This is a genomic window from Streptomyces sp. NPDC093586 (assembly GCF_044764905.1).
GTDB lineage: Bacteria > Actinomycetota > Actinomycetes > Streptomycetales > Streptomycetaceae > Streptomyces.
In genome coordinates this window covers 14,742-31,127 of record NZ_JBIWJA010000032.1, presented here as the reverse complement: position 1 = coordinate 31,127, position 16,386 = coordinate 14,742, and the positions used below count along the sequence as shown (strand labels likewise).

Annotated in this window: 16 protein-coding genes; 5 read left to right on the top strand and 11 right to left on the bottom strand. The window is 73.4% G+C overall.

The window, feature by feature from the left end; translation table 11 throughout:
- The first annotated feature begins 242 nt into the window (after positions 1-242).
- Both ACIRFH_RS27430 and ACIRFH_RS27425 read left to right on the top strand, forming a co-directional pair.
- On the top strand, positions 243-443 hold the full coding sequence (locus ACIRFH_RS27430; protein WP_403526168.1) for a DUF2191 domain-containing protein: 201 nt from the start codon (positions 243-245) through the stop codon (positions 441-443).
- Between the two features lie 116 nt (positions 444-559).
- On the top strand, positions 560-1,384 hold the full coding sequence (locus tag ACIRFH_RS27425; protein ID WP_403526165.1) for a hypothetical protein: 825 nt from the start codon (positions 560-562) through the stop codon (positions 1,382-1,384).
- A gap of 21 nt (positions 1,385-1,405) precedes the next feature.
- Here the strand turns inward: ACIRFH_RS27425 and ACIRFH_RS27420 are convergent, their stop codons facing one another.
- Both ACIRFH_RS27420 and ACIRFH_RS27415 read right to left on the bottom strand, forming a co-directional pair.
- Positions 1,406-2,677 carry an AI-2E family transporter gene (locus ACIRFH_RS27420; RefSeq protein ID WP_403526162.1) on the bottom strand — a complete coding sequence of 424 codons (1,272 nt, stop codon included), beginning with the start codon at positions 2,675-2,677 and terminating at the stop codon, positions 1,406-1,408.
- Positions 2,678-2,737: 60 nt separating this feature from the next.
- Positions 2,738-2,932 carry a DUF3046 domain-containing protein gene (locus ACIRFH_RS27415; RefSeq protein WP_403526159.1) on the bottom strand — a complete coding sequence of 65 codons (195 nt, stop codon included), beginning with the start codon at positions 2,930-2,932 and terminating at the stop codon, positions 2,738-2,740.
- Between the two features lie 81 nt (positions 2,933-3,013).
- Here ACIRFH_RS27415 and ACIRFH_RS27410 point away from each other — a divergent pair, with 81 nt between their 5' ends.
- A complete protein-coding gene (locus ACIRFH_RS27410) occupies positions 3,014-3,958 on the top strand; it encodes a hypothetical protein (protein ID WP_403526156.1) in 945 nt (314 codons plus the stop codon).
- A gap of 15 nt (positions 3,959-3,973) precedes the next feature.
- Here ACIRFH_RS27410 and ACIRFH_RS27405 read toward each other — a convergent pair whose 3' ends face one another.
- The 3 genes from ACIRFH_RS27405 to ACIRFH_RS27395 are packed head-to-tail and all read right to left on the bottom strand — an operon-like array spanning position 3,974 to position 5,912.
- Entirely contained in the window at positions 3,974-4,282 is a 309-nt protein-coding gene (locus ACIRFH_RS27405) for an AzlD domain-containing protein (protein ID WP_403526153.1), read from the bottom strand.
- Entirely contained in the window at positions 4,279-5,049 is a 771-nt protein-coding gene (locus tag ACIRFH_RS27400) for an AzlC family ABC transporter permease (RefSeq protein ID WP_403526150.1), read from the bottom strand. The genes ACIRFH_RS27405 and ACIRFH_RS27400 overlap by 4 nt, the downstream gene beginning before the upstream one ends.
- Positions 5,046-5,912 (bottom strand): AraC family transcriptional regulator, encoded by an 867-nt coding sequence (locus ACIRFH_RS27395; RefSeq protein ID WP_403526147.1) that lies wholly within the window; start codon positions 5,910-5,912, stop codon positions 5,046-5,048. The genes ACIRFH_RS27400 and ACIRFH_RS27395 overlap by 4 nt, the downstream gene beginning before the upstream one ends.
- 233 nt (positions 5,913-6,145) lie before the next feature.
- On the opposite strand from ACIRFH_RS27395, the gene ACIRFH_RS27390 reads away from it, so the two are divergent.
- Positions 6,146-11,113, top strand: a complete 4,968-nt coding sequence (locus ACIRFH_RS27390) for an ATP-dependent helicase (protein WP_403526144.1) — start codon at positions 6,146-6,148, stop codon at positions 11,111-11,113.
- 18 nt (positions 11,114-11,131) lie between these two features.
- A complete protein-coding gene (locus tag ACIRFH_RS27385) occupies positions 11,132-11,971 on the top strand; it encodes an Fpg/Nei family DNA glycosylase (RefSeq protein ID WP_403526141.1) in 840 nt (279 codons plus the stop codon).
- Positions 11,972-12,107: 136 nt separating this feature from the next.
- Here the strand turns inward: ACIRFH_RS27385 and ACIRFH_RS27380 are convergent, their stop codons facing one another.
- The 6 genes from ACIRFH_RS27380 to rimO all read right to left on the bottom strand — a co-directional run bounded on the left by ACIRFH_RS27380 (position 12,108) and on the right by rimO (position 16,324).
- Positions 12,108-12,401, bottom strand: a complete 294-nt coding sequence (locus ACIRFH_RS27380) for a hypothetical protein (RefSeq protein WP_403526138.1) — start codon at positions 12,399-12,401, stop codon at positions 12,108-12,110.
- A complete protein-coding gene (locus ACIRFH_RS27375) occupies positions 12,398-12,868 on the bottom strand; it encodes a Dps family protein (protein WP_403526135.1) in 471 nt (156 codons plus the stop codon). Before ACIRFH_RS27375 ends, ACIRFH_RS27380 begins: the two co-directional genes overlap by 4 nt.
- Positions 12,869-13,052: 184 nt before the next feature.
- Positions 13,053-13,433, bottom strand: a complete 381-nt coding sequence (locus ACIRFH_RS27370; protein WP_161164858.1) for a helix-turn-helix domain-containing protein — start codon at positions 13,431-13,433, stop codon at positions 13,053-13,055.
- 109 nt (positions 13,434-13,542) lie between these two features.
- A complete protein-coding gene (locus ACIRFH_RS27365; RefSeq protein ID WP_403526131.1) occupies positions 13,543-14,088 on the bottom strand; it encodes a CinA family protein in 546 nt (181 codons plus the stop codon).
- The gene (gene pgsA / locus ACIRFH_RS27360) at positions 14,085-14,858 is read right to left on the bottom strand and encodes a CDP-diacylglycerol--glycerol-3-phosphate 3-phosphatidyltransferase (protein WP_403526129.1); all 774 of its coding nucleotides are present in this window, start codon (positions 14,856-14,858) and stop codon (positions 14,085-14,087) included. The genes ACIRFH_RS27365 and pgsA overlap by 4 nt, the downstream gene beginning before the upstream one ends.
- On the bottom strand, positions 14,855-16,324 hold the full coding sequence (gene rimO / locus ACIRFH_RS27355) for a 30S ribosomal protein S12 methylthiotransferase RimO (protein ID WP_403526126.1): 1,470 nt from the start codon (positions 16,322-16,324) through the stop codon (positions 14,855-14,857). Before rimO ends, pgsA begins: the two co-directional genes overlap by 4 nt.
- Positions 16,325-16,386: the final 62 nt, after the last annotated feature.

The following is a 16,386-nucleotide window of genomic DNA, read 5'->3' as shown; positions in this document are numbered from 1 at the left end:
CGCTTCACGTCAAAGACGCTAATGCCTGCCACTGACAATGCGCCTCGATGCGGGTCCGGCCTGTGGATAACTCGGGCATTTCTCCGTCCAAACCCAGCCGAATCGCCCGTCACGAGCCTCGCCTGAGCCTCCATGAGAATGGATGTTCGATTTTTGTGTCAAGCGCATCACACGGCACCTCCGAGCGTACGTCCGCGGTGCCCGCGGCTAGAGTGCGCGCACACGACGCGAGGAGGGGACCCATGGCGAAGGTCAGCATCAGTCTCGACGCCGAACTGGTGGTGGAGGTGATGGTCCTGGCCGGCATCGGCTCGCCCCAGGACGCCGTCGAGGCAGTGGTCCGGGACTACATCGCCCGCGGCCACCGCACGGAGACCCGCACGGAGGTCAAGGACCAGAGCCTGCGCGAGGTCGATGCCAAGCCGCAGGAACCACAGGGCTGATCCCGCACGGCCGTCCTCCCCGCCGGTGTCCGGCCGAGGTCTCCTCCTCCCGGCGTACGGCAGGTGTCTCCGGGCGGACGACGACCGGGCGGCGGGTGCCGGGCCAGGCTCGTCCCATGCAGAACGAGGGGACCGCCCGAGCCGCCACCGGAACCGCCCACCGGACCGCACCTGACCCCCCGCCCGCGAACGGCCCGCCACCCGTCCGGTCCGCGGTGACGCGCGCGTGCCACGCGACCGGCCTTCTCCTGGTCCTCTCCGGTCTCGTGCACCTGGTGGTGTTCGCCGTGGACGGCGGTCCCTGGGACGGGCCGGTCTCCTGGCGCAAGCCGGTGACGTTCGGGCTGTCCTTCGGGGTCACTCTGATCACCGTCACCTGGGTCACCTCGTACCTGCGCGTCCGGCCGGGGCCGCGCGCCGCGCTGCTCGCCGTGTTCGCGGCCGACTGCGTCCTCGAGGTCGCCGGCATCACCCTTCAGGCGTGGCGCAAGATGCCCTCGCACCTCGACATGGAGACGCCGTTCGACACGGCCGTGTCCATGTCCCTCGCAGTGGGCGGTGGCGTCCTGGTCGGGCTGCTGGGCGTGTTCGCGGTCGTGTCGTTCCGCCACCGGCCCACGGGACCCTCGGGCATGGACCTCGCCGTGCGGTCCGGGTTCGCGGCACTGCTCGTCGGGCTGGCTTCCGGTGCCGCGATGATCGCGCGGGGCGTGGTCCTCACCCGGGCCGGCCACCAGGAGGCGGCCTACCACTCCACGGCTCCGCTCAAGCCGCTGCACGGGGTGAGCCTGCACGCCGTCCTGGTCCTGCCGGTACTGGCCCGGCTGCTGTCCCTGACCTCGTGGGACGAGACGGTACGGCGACGGATCGTGGCCGTGGCGGCGGGCTGCTACGCGGCCGCCGTCGCCGCCGCCGGGGTGTGGGCCGGCCTGATGTACTGACCCGGCCGCCCGGGGCACTGCTCAGGTGGTGCCGTCGCCGGGCCCGTCCTCCCCGGGGGGCATCGTGCCCGGCCGCCGGGCCCACAGTTTCCGTATGCGCGTGAAAGCCCCGCCCCCGGCCCCGCGGCGGTCGCGGTGCCCGTGGACGCGCGGATCGTCGGTGACGTCGTACCGCTTGATGTACGCCCCGAGGAACGCCTGGAGCGTGGCGACCGCCGGGATGGCGATCAGCGCGCCGACGGCGCCCAGAAGGGCGGTGCCCGCGATGACCGAGCCGAAGGCGACCGCGGGGTGGATGTCCACGGTCTTCGAGGTCAGCTTGGGCTGCAGCACGTAGTTCTCGAACTGCTGGTAGACCACCACGAAGCCCAGGACCCACAGCGCGTACCAGGGGTTGACCGTGAAGGCGATCAGCATGGGCAGGGCACCCGCGAGATAGGTGCCGATGGTGGGGATGAACTGCGACACCAGCCCCACCCACACGGCGAGGGCGGGCGCGTAGGGCACCCCCAGGATCTCCAGCAAGATGTAGTGCGCGATGCCGGAGACCAGCGCCATCAGACTGCGCGAGTACAGGTAACCGCCGGTCTTGTCCACGGCGATCTCCCACGCGCGCAGGACCTCGGCCTGCCGGGCGGGCGGCAGGACGGAGCAGAGTCCGCGCCGCAGCCGGGGGCCGTCGGCGGCGAAGTAGAACGAGAACAGCAGAATCGTCAGCAGTTGGAAGAGGCCGCCGAGGACCTGGGCGGACACGTCCAGGACGCCGGTGGCGCTGTTCTGCACGTAGTTGCGCAGCCAGTCGGAGCGGAGCAGGCCCTCCTGGACGTCCACTCTTCTCAGCTCGGTGTGGAAGTGGCCGTTGACCCAGTTGATCACGGAGTCGAGGTAGTCGGGGAAGTCCTCGACCATCTTGACGATCTGGCCCGCGAGCATGGAGCCGAGCAACGTCACGAACCCCGCGGCGGCGATCAGCACGGCGAGGAAGACGATGAAGGTGGCCAGTCCGCGGCGCATGCCGCGCGCGGACATCCAGCTCACCGCCGGCTCGATGGCGAGCGCCAGGAAGAACGCGATGAGGATGTTGATCAGCAGGCCGGTGAGCTGGTGGAAGGCCCAGCTGCCCAGCTGGAACACGGCGATCAGTGAAAGGGCCAGCACCATGGCCCGCGGCAGCCAGCGCGGCATACGGGCGCCCGGCCCCGCGGTGCCGCCGGCCGGGGGCGGGGCGGGCGGCGTCGTGCCGGACGGAGGGGTGTGCCGGGCCGCCTGCCCGGTCTCATCAGTGGGTGCCACGGTCCAAGTCTCGCCCACGCCACCGACAGCGGACGCACGGCCCGTGATCTTCGTGGCCGATCAGCGCTGCTCCTGCGGCACGTTCATGACCGTGCAGACCACCCGCCACACGTCCTTGGCGTCCCAGCCGGCGTCCAGCGCCTCGTGCACCGTACGACCACGGAGCTCCGTCATCACGTGATCGCGCGCGAACGTGTCGGCGTACCCCGGACCGAAGTGCTCCGTCATCCGCTCCCAGAAGACCGTCAACCGCATGCCTCCAGTATCCCGTCCCTGAGAGTGGGCCCCGGGCCGGGACCATGTGCGGGGACCGCTTTCCGCCCTACCGTCTGACGCATGGCCGAAAACGGAGCTTCTCCACTCCCCCCGACGCCCCCGGCGCGCACCCCGCTCGCGCGCGCGGAGCACTTCGTCTGGCTCACCGCGCGCGTGCTGGAGCAGCGCCTGTTCGCGTACCACTTCCGCGACGGCGACGTCGAACCGGTCGAGACGGCGCTGGACGCCTACCGCAACGAGGACGGCGGGTACGGTCACGCCCTGGAGCCCGATCTGCGCGGTCCCGTCAGCCAGCCGCTGCACACCGCGCGCGCCCTCGGCGTCCTGGACGCCGTCGGGCGCTGCGGCGGACAGCGCGTGCAGCGGGTGTGCCGCTATCTGACCTCCGTGTCCACCGCCGACGGAGCCCTGCCCGCGATCCATCCCAGCCAGCGCGGTTATCCGGCCGCCCCCTTCGTACCGGTGGTGGACGACCCTCCCGGGGAGCTGCTCGCCACCGGGCCGGTGGTCGGTCTGCTGCACCGCAACGAGGTCTGGCACGCCTGGCTGTTCCGGGCCACGGACTTCTGCTGGCGGGCGGTCGAGTCGGTGCGGACCTCCCACCCGTACGAGGTCGAGGCCGCCGTGGCCTTCCTGGACGCCGCCCCCGACCGCCCGCGCGCGCAGGCGGCGGCCGACCGGCTGGGCCGCCTGGTGCGCGAACAGCGCCTCGCGGTGCTCGATCCGGACGCCCGCGACACCTATCCGCTCTCCCCCGGCTACGCCCCGGGCGAGCACCACTTCCCCCACGACTACGCGAGGAACCCGCACTCCCTCGCGCGCGCGTGGTTCACGGATGACGAGATGGCCCGCTCCCTCGACTTCCTCGCGGCGGAACAGGACGAGGACGGCGGCTGGCCCGTCCGCTGGCGCCGCTGGGCGCCCGCCCCCGTGCTGGAGGCACGCCCCCGGGTGACGCTCGACGCCCTGCGCACGCTCCGGGCCTACGGCCGCCCCGTCGGCTGACCGGGCCCGCCCGCCTCATCCGCCCATGGCCCGCACGCCCGCGGTGACCAGGACGGCCGCCGCGACGACCAGCAGGAACGGCGCCCGCAGCACCAGGGCCACGGCGGCCGCGGCGACTCCTGCGGCCCGCGCGTCCAGGACGAGCGCCCGCCCGTCCGCGAAGGTCTGCTGGGCGGTGAGCGCGGCGAGGAGTGCGACGGGCAGCAGGGCTGCGAGACGCCTGACCGACGGCCGCTCCAGGGCGCCCGCGGGAACGAGCAGCCCGACGAGTTTGACGGCGTAGCAGCCGAGCGCGGTCACGCCGATCGCGATCCATGTGTTCAACGCTCTCCCTCCTGCCCGGAGCCCTGTGTGTTGTTGTCCTGGGCACCGCACTGCGCCCCGCCCCTGCGGCGTCCCTCCGCCCACAGGACGGCCAGCGCCGCCAGCGCCGCCACCAGGACGGGCACCCCGGCGGGCAGCACGGGCAGCAGGCCGAGCCCCAGCAGGACGGCCAGCGCGGCGACCGCGCGCTCGGTGGTGGTCTTCAGCATCGGCGCGAGCAGCGCCAGGAAGACCGCGGGCCCGGCCGCGTCGAGGCCCCAGGCGTCGGTGTCCCCGACGGCCTCCGCGCCCAGCGCGCCCAGCAGGGTGGTGAGGTTCCACAACAGGTACAGGGTGAGTCCGGTCACGGTGAACCCGATCCGGACGCTGCGCCGCGTCGGCTGCGCGAGTGCCACGGCCGTCGTCTCGTCGATGACCCACTGCGCGGCGAACGGCCGCACCGCGCGCGGGAGGGCCAGCAACTGCGACAGCCGCAGCCCGTAGAAGGCGTTGCGCACGCCCAGGAAGAAGGCTCCCGCCGCGGCCGTGAACGGGTTGCCGCCGGCCGCGAGCGCTCCCACGAGCGCGAACTGGGACGCCCCGGTGAACACCAGGAGGCTGAGCGCGCATGTCTGCAGCAAGGTGAGCCCGCTGCCCGCCGAGGTCACCCCGAAGGCGAACCCGGACAACCCGACGGCGACTCCCACCCCGAGGGCGTCCCGTACGACGGCGGCGTCCGGCCTGCCCTCGACGGTGCCCGTGCCGGGAACGACTGTCTGTTCTGTCACGCCTCGGACGGTAGGGGCAGCCGCCGTCGCGCATCTTGTACGTTCTTGCGCTCCCGCTGGTAGGCGCCGGGCGGTACGCCCACGATCCGCGCGAAGTGCCGGTTCAGGTGCGGCTGGTCGGTGAAGCCCACGGCGACGGCGGCCTCGGCCGGTGCCGTCCCGGCGTCCAGCATCCGCCGCGCCCGGCGCACCCGGGCGTCCGTCAGCCAGGTGTGGGGCGGCATCCCGTACGCGTCCCGGAAGGCGCGCAGCAACGCGAACGGACTGCTCCCGAGCTCTGCGGCGAGCTTCTCCAGGCTCGGCGGAGCGGCCATCCGCTCCTCCAGCACGGCACGCGCGCGTGCCGCGACCCGGGCCCCGGCGGTCCGCACCTCCCGCCGTGGCAGCGGGCCGCCGTTCAGCCGCAGCAGCCGGGTCACGGCCACCCGCAGCAGGGTGTCGGCGGCGAGCGCGTTGCCCTCGTCGGCGGCCCGCAGCACCCGGTGCACCAGCTCGACGGCGTACGGGTCGTCGAGCACCGGCCGGACGAAGCCCGGCGTGCCGCGCAGTGCGGTCGTCTCCGCCGCGATCGCGGCCACCAGCTCGGGCGCCGGGTAGACCGCCCCGTACCGCCAGCCCTCCGGCACACCGGCCCGGCCCGTGTGCGGGGTGTCGGGATTGACCAGTGCGAGCGATCCGGCGCCGGCGTACCGGTCGCTCCCGCCGTGGTGGAAGATCTCGACGCCGTCGGCGATGGCGGCGATGACGAAGTGCTCGTGCGTGTGCCGGACGAACGTCTTCCGTATGTACTGGGCGCGCAGCAGATCGACGCCGGGCAGTTCGGCGTACCGCCAGTGCCGCGCCCGCTCACCCGATCCCGCCATGGGGCCATTCTCCGCCACCCGGACGCCCCGGCGTCATCGGCGGGCCCCCGGCCGGGACACGCGGCCACCCCGTACGGCGATCAGCCGTCCCGCCCCTCCGGCGCAGCCGTCCCGCCCCTCCGGCGCTTTTCCGGCGCCCCTCCGGCACGGCCCGGTCCGAGCCCGGGAACGAGGCCGCCACCGCGTCCGCCCAGTTCAGGGCGATTGTCAGTGCCCGGGTGCACGATGGGTCCATGGTCAGCTCCGCACACCGAGCCCTGGACGGCTTCTCCCCCGCGACCCGCGGCTGGTTCACGGGGGCCTTCTCCGCGCCCACCGCCGCCCAGGCGGGCGCGTGGCAGGCCATCGCGGAGGGCTCGGACGTGCTGGTGGTCGCTCCCACCGGTTCCGGCAAGACGCTGGCCGCCTTCCTCGCCGCCCTGGACCAGCTGGCCTCCACGCCCCCGCCGGCCGACCCGAGGAAGCGCTGCCGGGTGCTGTACGTCTCCCCGCTCAAGGCCCTGGCCGTCGACGTCGAGCGCAACCTGCGCAGTCCGCTGACCGGCATCCGCCAGGAGTCCGTCCGGCTCGGGCTGCCCGAGCCGGAGGTGAAGGTCGGCATCCGCTCGGGCGACACCCCGGCCGCCGAGCGCCGGGCCCTGGCCACCCGGCCGCCGGACATCCTGATCACGACCCCGGAGTCCCTGTTCCTGATGCTGACGTCGGCCACGCGCGACGCGCTGACCGGCGTGGAGACGGTGATCCTGGACGAGGTGCACGCGGTGGCGGGCACCAAGCGCGGCGCCCACCTCGCGCTCACCCTGGAGCGGCTGGACGAGCTGCTGCCGAAGCCGGCTCGCCGGATCGGCCTGTCGGCGACGGTCCGTCCGGTGGACGAGGTCGCCCGCTTCCTCGCCCCCCGCGGCAAGGTGGAGATCGTCCAGCCGGAGTCGGGCAAGGAGTTCGACCTCTCCGTCGTCGTCCCGGTCGAGGATCTGGGGGAGCTCGGCGGCTCCCCGGTCGCCGACGGCGGCGAGGGCGCCGAGCGCCCGTCGATCTGGCCGCACGTCGAGGAGCGCATCGCCGACCTCGTCCAGTCGCACCGCTCCACCATCGTCTTCGCCAACTCCCGCCGCCTGGCCGAGCGCCTGTGCAACAGGCTCAACGAGATCGCATACGAGCGGGCGACCGGCGAGCCCCTGGGCGAGCACCACTCCCCCGCCGACCTCATGGGCGGCTCCGGGGCGGCCCTGGGCGCACCGCCCGTGATCGCCCGCGCCCACCACGGCTCGGTCTCCAAGGAGCAGCGCGCCCTGGTCGAGGAGGACCTCAAGGCGGGGCGCCTGCCGGCCGTGGTCGCCACCTCCAGTCTGGAGCTGGGCATCGACATGGGCGCCGTCGACCTCGTGGTCCAGGTCGAGTCACCGCCCTCCGTCGCCTCCGGTCTCCAGCGCGTCGGCCGCGCGGGCCATCAGGTCGGCGCGGTCTCCACGGGCGTGGTCTTCCCCAAGTACCGCGGCGACCTGGTGCAGGCCGCCGTGGTCACCGAGCGGATGCGCAGCGGCGCCATCGAGGCCCTGAGGATCCCCGCCAATCCGCTGGACGTGCTGGCCCAGCAGCTGGTCGCGATGACCGCGCTGGACACCTGGCGGGTCGACGACCTGCTCGCCACCGTCCGCCGCGCCGCCCCCTTCGCCTCGCTCCCGGAGTCGGCCTTCACGGCCGTCCTGGACATGCTCGCGGGCCGCTATCCCTCCGACGCCTTCGCCGAGCTGCGCCCGCGCGTGGTGTGGGACCGGGTCGCGGGGACCGTCACCGGCCGCCCGGGCGCGCAGCGCCTCGCCGTCACCTCCGGGGGGACGATCCCCGACCGCGGGCTCTTCGGGGTCTTCCTCGCCGGCACCGACCCCAAGAAGGGCGGCGGCCGGGTCGGCGAGCTCGACGAGGAGATGGTGTACGAGTCCCGGGTCGGGGACGTCTTCACGCTCGGCACGAGCTCCTGGCGCATCGAGGACATCACACGCGACCGGGTGCTGGTCTCCCCCGCTCCGGGCGTACCGGGCCGGCTGCCCTTCTGGAAGGGCGACCAGCTGGGCCGCCCCCTCGAACTGGGCCGCGCGCTCGGCGCCTTCCTGCGCGAGGTCGGCTCCCTCGGCACGGAGGACGCCCGACTGCGCCTGGTCACCGCGGGCCTGGACGCGTGGGCGGCGGACAACGTGCTGGCGTACCTCGACGAGCAGCGCGAGGCCTGCGGCCACGTGCCCGACGACCGCACCATCGTCGTGGAGCGCTTCCGCGACGAGCTGGGCGACTGGCGCGTCGTGGTCCACTCGCCCTTCGGCGCCCAGGTCCACGCCCCCTGGGCGCTCGCGCTCGGCGCCCGCCTGTCCGAGCGGTACGGCATGGACGCCCAGGTCATGCACGCCGACGACGGCATCGTGCTGCGCCTGCCGGACGCCGACCTGATGGGCCTGGACCTGCTCGACCAGGAACCGTCGAAGCCCGGCCTGGAGTACGACGCCGAGCAGGCGCCCGTCGGCGCGGCCGACGTCGTCTTCGACAAGGCTGACGTCGACCGGATCGTCACCGACCAGGTGGGCGGGTCGGCCCTGTTCGCGTCCCGTTTCCGGGAGTGCGCCGCCCGCGCGCTGCTGCTGCCGCGCCGCAGCCCCGGCAAGCGCACCCCGCTGTGGCAGCAGCGCCAGCGTGCCGCGCAGCTGCTGGAGGTGGCGAGCGAGTACGGCTCGTTCCCGATCGTCCTGGAAGCGGTCCGCGAGTGCCTCCAGGACGTCTTCGACGTGCCGGGGCTGGTCGAGCTGATGGGCGACGTGGAGTCCCGCAAGGTGCGCCTGGTCGAGGTCACCACCCCGGAACCGTCCCCGTTCGCCCGCTCCCTGCTGTTCGGATACGTCGCCCAGTTCCTGTACGAGGGCGACTCGCCGCTCGCCGAGCGCCGGGCCGCGGCCCTGTCGCTGGACTCGCGGCTGCTGGCCGAGCTGCTCGGCCAGGCGGAGCTGCGCGAGCTGCTCGACGCGGACGTGCTGGGCGAGCTGGAGCGCGAACTGCAGTGGCTCACCGAGGACCGGCGCGTCAAGGACCCGGAGGGCGTCGCGGACCTGCTGCGCGTGCTCGGCCCGCTCACGGACGCCGAGCTGGCCGAGCGCGGCGCGGAACCGCAGTGGGCACGGGAGCTGGCCGCGGCCCGCCGCGCCATCAGGGTCCGGATCGCCGGCGTCGACCGCTGGGCGGCGATCGAGGACGCGGGCCGGCTGCGCGACGCGCTGGGCACGGCGCTGCCCGTGGGCGTGCCCGAGGCCTTCACCGAGCCGGTCAAGGATCCGCTCGGCGACCTGCTCGCCCGCCACGCGCGTACCCACGGGCCGTTCACGTCGGTCACCGCCGCCGCCCGCTTCGGTCTGGGCGTCGCGGTGACCGAGGGGGCCCTGCAGCGGCTCGCGGCGGCCGGCCGGGTCGTACAGGGCGAGTTCCATCCGGCCGGGATCGGCCAGGAGTGGTGCGACGCGACGGTACTGCGCCGGTTGCGCCGCCGTTCCCTGGCCGCGCTGCGGCACGAGCTGGAGCCGGTGCCGCCGGCCGCGCTCGGCCAGTTCCTGCCCCAGTGGCAGCACATCGGCAAGGGACACGCCCTGCGCGGCGTCGACGGGCTGCTGCGGGCCGTCGAGCAGTTGCAGGGCGCGTCCGTGCCCGCGTCCGCGCTGGAGAAGCTCGTCCTGCCGTCCCGGGTGGCGGACTACACGCCGGCGATGCTGGACGAGCTCACGGCCGCCGGCGAGGTGGTGTGGGCGGGAGCGGGTTCCCTGCCCGGCAAGGACGGCTGGGTCTCGCTGTACCTCGCGGACGCGGCCCCGGTACTCCTGCCGCCTCCGCACCCCCTGGAGACGACCGCTCTCCACCAGTCCGTCCTGGACAGCCTCTCCGGCGGTTACGGCCTGTTCTTCCGGCAGATCGCCGACCAGGTCCGCACCACCACGCACCCGGACGTCACGGACCCGCAGCTGGCCGACGCCCTGTGGGACCTGGCCTGGTCCGGACGGCTGACGAACGACACACTGGCGCCCCTGCGCGCCCTGCTGGGCTCGGGGCGTACCGCGGGCGCCACCGCTCACCGTGCCAGGCGCGCGGTGCCGCGGGGACGCTACGGCTCGCTGACGGCCGCCGCCCGCGCCACGTCCCGCTCGGGCCCGCCGACGGTCGCGGGCCGGTGGTCGCTGCTCCCGGCCCGCGAGGCGGACCCCACGGTGCGCGCCCACGCCCTGGCGCGCACGCTGCTGGACCGGCACGGCGTGGTGACCCGCGGCGCCGTCGCCGCCGAGGGCGTCGAGGGAGGCTTCTCGGCGGTGTACCGCATCCTGGCCGCCTTCGAGGAGAGCGGACAGGCCCGGCGCGGCTATGTCGTGGAGGGACTCGGCGCGGCACAGTTCGCCATGGAGGGCGCGGTGGACCGGTTGCGTGCGGTCGCGGGCGCCCGTGAGCGCGGCGACGGCCACCCCGGCCGAGCGGGCTTCGGCAGCGGCGGCCCCGCAGGGCCCGCCTCGCCCGACGGCTCCGCGCCGGACGACCGGGCCTTCAGCGCTTCCCCCTTCGGCGACTTCACGGACGGCGGTCACGCAGAGGCCGACGGCCCGGACGGCCCCGCCGGAGTCTCCGCGCCCGCCCCGTCGCCCCCGCGAGGTGACCACGTCTTCCCACGCGACCACGCCCGGCCATCTGCCGGTGGCCCGTGGGGCGGTGGCACCCAGGGCGGTTCCGGCCTCCCGCGCGGCTCGTACGACGCCGGTCCCCCCGGCCGTGGCGGTCGTCCCTCCCCCGCTTCCCGGGCCGTCGTCCTGGCCGCCGCCGACCCGGCGAACGCCTACGGCGCGGCCCTGGGCTGGCCCGAGCCCCCGGCCGGAGCCACGCACAAACCGGGCCGCAAGGCGGGGTCCCTGGTGGTGCTGGTGGAGGGGGAGCCGGTGCTGTACATGGAGCGCGGCGGCAAGACCCTGTTGCTGTGGCCCTCCGCCCCGGACGGTCCGCCGGCCGAGGATCCCGCTCTGCGCGCCGCCGCGGAGGCCCTCGCCACCGCTGCCCGTGCGGGTTCCCTCGGCACGGTCACGGTGGAACGCGTCAACGGCGCCGCGGCCCTGACGTCGCCCTTCGGCGCTCTCCTGGAAGAGGCGGGCTTCATCGCCACCCCGCGGGGCCTGCGCATCCGGGCGTGAGCCTGTCACCCTTGACCCATGCCCGAGGGAGACACGGTCTGGCAGACCGCGCAGAGGCTGCACGGCGCCCTGGCGGGCAGGGCGCTGACCCGCAGCGACTTCCGCGTGCCCCGGTACGCGACGGTCGACCTCACCGGCCGCACCGTCCTGGACGTCACCCCGCGCGGCAAGCACCTGCTCACCCGTATCGAGGGCGGCCTGACGCTGCACTCACATCTCCGGATGGACGGTGCCTGGAAGGTGTTCGCCGCCGGCCGACGCTGGAGCGGTGGTCCTGCGCACCAGATCCGCGTCGTCCTCGCCACCGCGGACCGTACGGCCGTCGGCTACCGTCTCCCGGTGCTGGAGCTCCTGCGCACCGCCGACGAACAGCGCGCCGTCGGCCATCTCGGCCCGGACCTGCTGGGCCCGGACTGGGATCCCGAGCAGGCCCTGGCCAACCTCCTCGAGGACCCGGCCCGCCCCCTGGGCGAGGCCCTGCTCGACCAGCGCAATCTCGCCGGGATCGGCAACATCTACAAGTGCGAGCTCTGTTTCCTGCTCGGCGTCACCCCGTGGCTCCCGGTGGGCGAACTGCCCGCCGGCCGGGCCGCGAAACTGCCCGCGCTCGCCAAAAGGCTCCTGGAGACCAACCGCGACCGTCCGGTCCGTCGCACGACGGGCCTGCCCGGCCAGGACCTGTTCGTCTACGGCCGCGCGCCCCGCCCGTGCCTGCGCTGCGGCACATCCGTCCGTCTCGCCGACCAGGGCGACGGCTCCCGCAGCCGTCCCACGTACTGGTGCCCCGTCTGCCAGGCGGGCCCCGCCCCGCTGCCGGGCGGGGCCACCGGCGCCGGACGACGGCGGAGAAAGGCGTGAACCCCGCCGGCCACTCGGGCGTCGCCCAGCCGACCGGCAGCGCGCCCGTTCGGGGAGACATTCGGCAAGGCGTGACACCGACAGTTCGTCAGCGGGGCCGAAGCCCGATGTGAAGCGTCCGCCATCGCAGCCCGCGCTATCGTTCAGCAGATTCCGACGGCCCGGTCCCCGTGCGCCGCCCGGAACGCGCCGAGGCCGAGGCTCGCATCACCGCCCGCAGAGCCCGGCGCCACCACCCCGCACCGACGGCCCCCGCGGCCTGGCGCCGGGGCGCACAGTGCACCGGCAACACGCTCAGCCCCCACCCGCCGACCGCGACCGCCCCCTCGACCGCACCGGCGCCGGGCACCAGCGCCAGCCGCAGCACCGCCCAGCACCACAGCGCGCCGAGCCCCAGCGCGGCCGCCCGGCGCACGGCCGCCGAGGTCATCCGTTTTCGGCTTGGAACATCCAATGCTGCTTCTCGAGATCGGCCGTGACCTGGATGAAGATGTCCTGGCTCACGGGGTCCGGCTCCCCCGTCGCGGTGATCCGCTCCCGCATCCGTGTGATCACCGCGCCCAGCGCGTCCACGATCGTCCCCACCGCGGTGGTGTCGTCCACCCAGCCCTCGGGCGTCACGCCGATGCCGCTGCCGACGGCCACCGTCGCGGCCCGCCCGTCCGGTGACACACCGAGCGCCGAGGCACGCTCCGCCACGGTGTCGGAGTGTTTGCGCGCGGTAGCGACGACCTCGTCCAGCTGGAGATGCACGGAGCGGAAACGCGGGCCGACGACGTTCCAGTGGATCTGCTTCGCGACCAGGGCCAGGTCCACCAGGTCGACGAGAGCGCCCTGCAGCGCCTCGGAGACGATCTTGAGATTGGCGTCGGACAAAGGGCTCTTGACGACGTACATCCGCACCTCCGTCGGTTCTCCCCCGTCCGTGTCCTTCCACGATGACCGCAGCGTCACGGACCGGCAAACGGGCGGATGTGCCGTCGGCCGACGCCCGCCCGGATACGCAAGAACCCCGACCGCACCCCTCCGGTCTCTCCCGGAGAGGCCCTGGCCGGGGCCTCGGACGCCGACGCGCGGCTGCTCAGGCGGCCACGACGTCCACCGCTTCCGCGGGCGCCTTGATGGTCACTCGTTCCGGCGGCACACCGGCCACCGACACAGAACCCAGCATCGGACGAACCGGCGCGGGCACGGATTCGCTCGACGTGGCCGCTGCGGACTGGGCCAGCTCCGCGAGGGCGAGTTCGTCGCTCACTTCTCGCATGAGTTCGGACATCCGTACGTCCAGCGCGTCGCAGATGGCGGACAGCAGTTCGGAGGACGCCTCCTTCTGCCCCCGCTCCACCTCGGAGAGATAGCCGAGCGAGACTCGGGCGGACGAGGAGACTTCGCGCAGAGTACGGCCCTGGCGTTGGCGCTGCCGACGCAGCACGTCACCCAGCAGGCGACGGAGCAGAATCATCGGTGGCTCCCTCCTCGGACCGCGTAGCCGCATCCTTCTCGCCCCACCGTACCGCCTCGCGCCGCGGCCGTGCGGGGAGCGATGTCGTGTTCACTCAGGGCTGCAAACATCAAAACCCCCCGTTCCGTTCCGTATCCTGTGCCCGCTCATTTCCGGTCTGTTCGCCCGCGAGCTCCCTCAGAAGGAGTGCGAGCACGCTCCGTACACTCTCCATACGAATTTCCGCGCGGTCGCCGTTCAACCGCAACGCCTCCACTTTTCCGCCAGAGGCGGAACCGTCCCGTGATGCGAAAGGTCCGTGCACGGCCACGTAGACCGTCCCGACCGGCTGTCCGTCCTGTGGGTCGGGGCCTGCGACACCCGTCGTCGCGATGCCCCAGTCGGCTCCCAGCGCCTTGCGCACGCCGACCGCCATCTCCGCCGCGACCTGCGGGTCCACCGCTCCTCGAGCCGCCAGCAGCTCGGCGTCGACACCGAGCAGCCCGTGCTTCAGTTCCGTGGCGTAGGCGGTCACCGATCCCCGGAACACCTTCGACGCCCCCGGGACCGCCGTGATCCCGGCCGACACCAGGCCACCGGTCAGCGACTCGGCGATCGCGAGGGTCTCGCCCTTCACCGTGAGTAGTCGCACCACGTCGGCAGCCGTGGAACTCACCCTTCTGTCCCCTTCAACGCCGCCCTGCGCTCGGCGATTCCCTGCCGGCGCAGGACAATGGCCTGCTTCACATAGTCCAGCCCGGTCACCACGGTCAGGACGACCGCCGCGGCCATCACCCAGAACCTCAGGGTGGCCAGGGGCCCCGTCAGGGCCAGGACGTACATGCCGACGGCCACGCCCTGAGTGAGGGTCTTCAGCTTGCCGCCGCGGCTCGCGGGGATGACGCCGTACCGAATGACCAGGAAACGCAGCAGGGTGATCCCGAGTTCCCGGCCCAGGATGACGGCCGTGACCCACCACGGCAGGTCGCCCAGTGCGGAGAGACAGATCAGCGCCGCCCCCATGATCGCCTTGTCGGCGATGGGGTCGGCGATCTTCCCGAAGTCCGTGACGAGGTTGTAGGTGCGGGCCAGATGACCGTCGAAGAGGTCGGTGATCATGGCGATGGCGAAGGACGCCCAGGCGAACGAACGCCATGCCGGGTCGTATCCGCCGTTGCCCAGCATGAGGGCGACGAAAGCCGGCACGAGGAGCAGCCTGAGCATCGTCAGGAGATTGGCGACGTTCCAGACGCTCGCCTGGTTCACGGCGGCGGCCGCGATCTTGCCGCCGCGTCCGCCGGCACCGCCCTCGGTCGCACCCCGTTCCACGGCGCCCCCCGACGTCTTGCGCTCGGCCGGTTCGTGCGCCGCGCCCGTGGCGCCGCGCGGGCCGGTCCTGCGCGCACTGGAGGAGCCGCCCGCCGCGGACGCCGGGACTCCGGTCATCTGGCCGCCTCCTCGCTCCACGCGGGCGAGCCCGGCAGCGGTTCGGCCACCAGGTCGACACCCTCCGTACCGACCACCTTCGCGTCGACCATACGACCGGCACTCAGACCTTCGCCGCCCGTGAGCAGCACCTGGCCGTCCGTCTCCGGCGCCTGGTGGGCCGCGCGCCCGTACACGCCGTCCTCGTCCACGGACTCCACGAGTACCCGCACGGTCGAGCCGACCCGCTCCTCGGCCCGCTGCGAGACGAGTTCCTCGGCCAGCCGGGACACGCGCGCCAGCCGCTCGGCGACGACGTCCTCGTCGACCTTGTTCTCGTAGGTCGCCGCCTCGGTGCCCTCCTCGTCGGAGTAGCCGAAGACGCCGATGGCGTCGAGCCGCGCGTGGTTCAGGAACCGCTCCAGCTCGGCGAGGTCGGCCTCGGACTCGCCGGGGAAGCCGACGATGAAGTTGGACCGCACGCCCGCCTCGGGGGCCTTGCTCCGAATGGTGTCCAGCAGTTCCAGGAAGCGGTCGGTGTCACCGAAGCGGCGCATGGCCCGCAGCACGTTCGGCGCGGAGTGCTGGAAGGACAGGTCGAAGTAGGGCATGACCTTCGGCGTCGAGGTCAGCACGTCGATCAGGCCCGGGCGCATCTCGGCCGGCTGAAGGTAGCTCACACGCACCCGCTCGAGGCCGGCGACCTCGGCGAGCTCGGGCAGCAGGGACTCCAGCAGGCGGATGTCGCCGAGGTCCTTGCCGTAGGAGGTGTTGTTCTCGGAGACCAGCATGATCTCCTTGACGCCCTGCTCGGCCAGCCACCGCGTCTCGTTCAGCACGTCGCTCGGGCGGCGCGAGATGAAGGAGCCGCGGAAGGACGGGATGGCGCAGAAGGAGCAGCGCCGGTCACAACCGGAGGCCAGCTTCACCGAGGCGACCGGGGAGCCGTCCAGGCGGCGGCGCAGGGGCGCGCGGGGCCCGGAGGCGGGGGCGACGCCGTCGGGGAGGTCGGCCGGGCCGTGCCCGGGCAGGGCGACGGCGGCGCCGGCCTCCTGGCGTTCGGCGGGGCTGATGGGCAGCAGCTTGCGCCGGTCGCGCGGGGTGTGCGCGGCGTGGACACCCCCGCTGAGGATGGTCTGCAGCCGGTCGGAGATGTCGGCGTAGTCGTCGAAGCCGAGGACGCCGTCGGCCTCCGGCAGGGCCTCGGCGAGCTCCTTGCCGTACCGCTCGGCCATGCAGCCCACGGCCACCACGGCCTGCGTTCTGCCGTGACCCTTGAGATCGTTGGCCTCCAGGAGGGCGTCGACGGAGTCCTTCTTGGCGGCCTCGACGAAGCCGCACGTGTTCACGACGGCGACGTCCGCTTCCTCGGCGTTCTCGACGAGCTTCCAGCCGTCCGCCTCCAGACGGCCTGCGAGCTCCTCCGAGTCCACCTCGTTACGGGCGCAGCCAAGGGTGACGAGTGCGACGGTACGGCTTTCAGGCATGGGCTCAAGACTACTTCGTCCCGCGGACGGCCCACGTCGACGGGGTTGGCCGATCTTGGCCA

Coding starts and splice junctions, on each gene's coding strand:
- ACIRFH_RS27425 (WP_403526165.1), top strand. CDS start 560: ATGCAGAACGAGGGGACCGCCCGAGCCGCCACCGGAACCGCCCACCGG.
- ACIRFH_RS27380 (WP_403526138.1), bottom strand. CDS start 12,401: ATGACCTCGGCGGCCGTGCGCCGGGCGGCCGCGCTGGGGCTCGGCGCG.
- ACIRFH_RS27375 (WP_403526135.1), bottom strand. CDS start 12,868: ATGTACGTCGTCAAGAGCCCTTTGTCCGACGCCAATCTCAAGATCGTC.
- ACIRFH_RS27390 (WP_403526144.1), top strand. CDS start 6,146: ATGGTCAGCTCCGCACACCGAGCCCTGGACGGCTTCTCCCCCGCGACC.
- ACIRFH_RS27430 (WP_403526168.1), top strand. CDS start 243: ATGGCGAAGGTCAGCATCAGTCTCGACGCCGAACTGGTGGTGGAGGTG.
- ACIRFH_RS27415 (WP_403526159.1), bottom strand. CDS start 2,932: ATGCGGTTGACGGTCTTCTGGGAGCGGATGACGGAGCACTTCGGTCCG.
- ACIRFH_RS27370 (WP_161164858.1), bottom strand. CDS start 13,433: ATGATTCTGCTCCGTCGCCTGCTGGGTGACGTGCTGCGTCGGCAGCGC.
- ACIRFH_RS27395 (WP_403526147.1), bottom strand. CDS start 5,912: ATGGCGGGATCGGGTGAGCGGGCGCGGCACTGGCGGTACGCCGAACTG.
- rimO (WP_403526126.1), bottom strand. CDS start 16,324: ATGCCTGAAAGCCGTACCGTCGCACTCGTCACCCTTGGCTGCGCCCGT.
- ACIRFH_RS27410 (WP_403526156.1), top strand. CDS start 3,014: ATGGCCGAAAACGGAGCTTCTCCACTCCCCCCGACGCCCCCGGCGCGC.
- ACIRFH_RS27385 (WP_403526141.1), top strand. CDS start 11,132: ATGCCCGAGGGAGACACGGTCTGGCAGACCGCGCAGAGGCTGCACGGC.
- pgsA (WP_403526129.1), bottom strand. CDS start 14,858: ATGACCGGAGTCCCGGCGTCCGCGGCGGGCGGCTCCTCCAGTGCGCGC.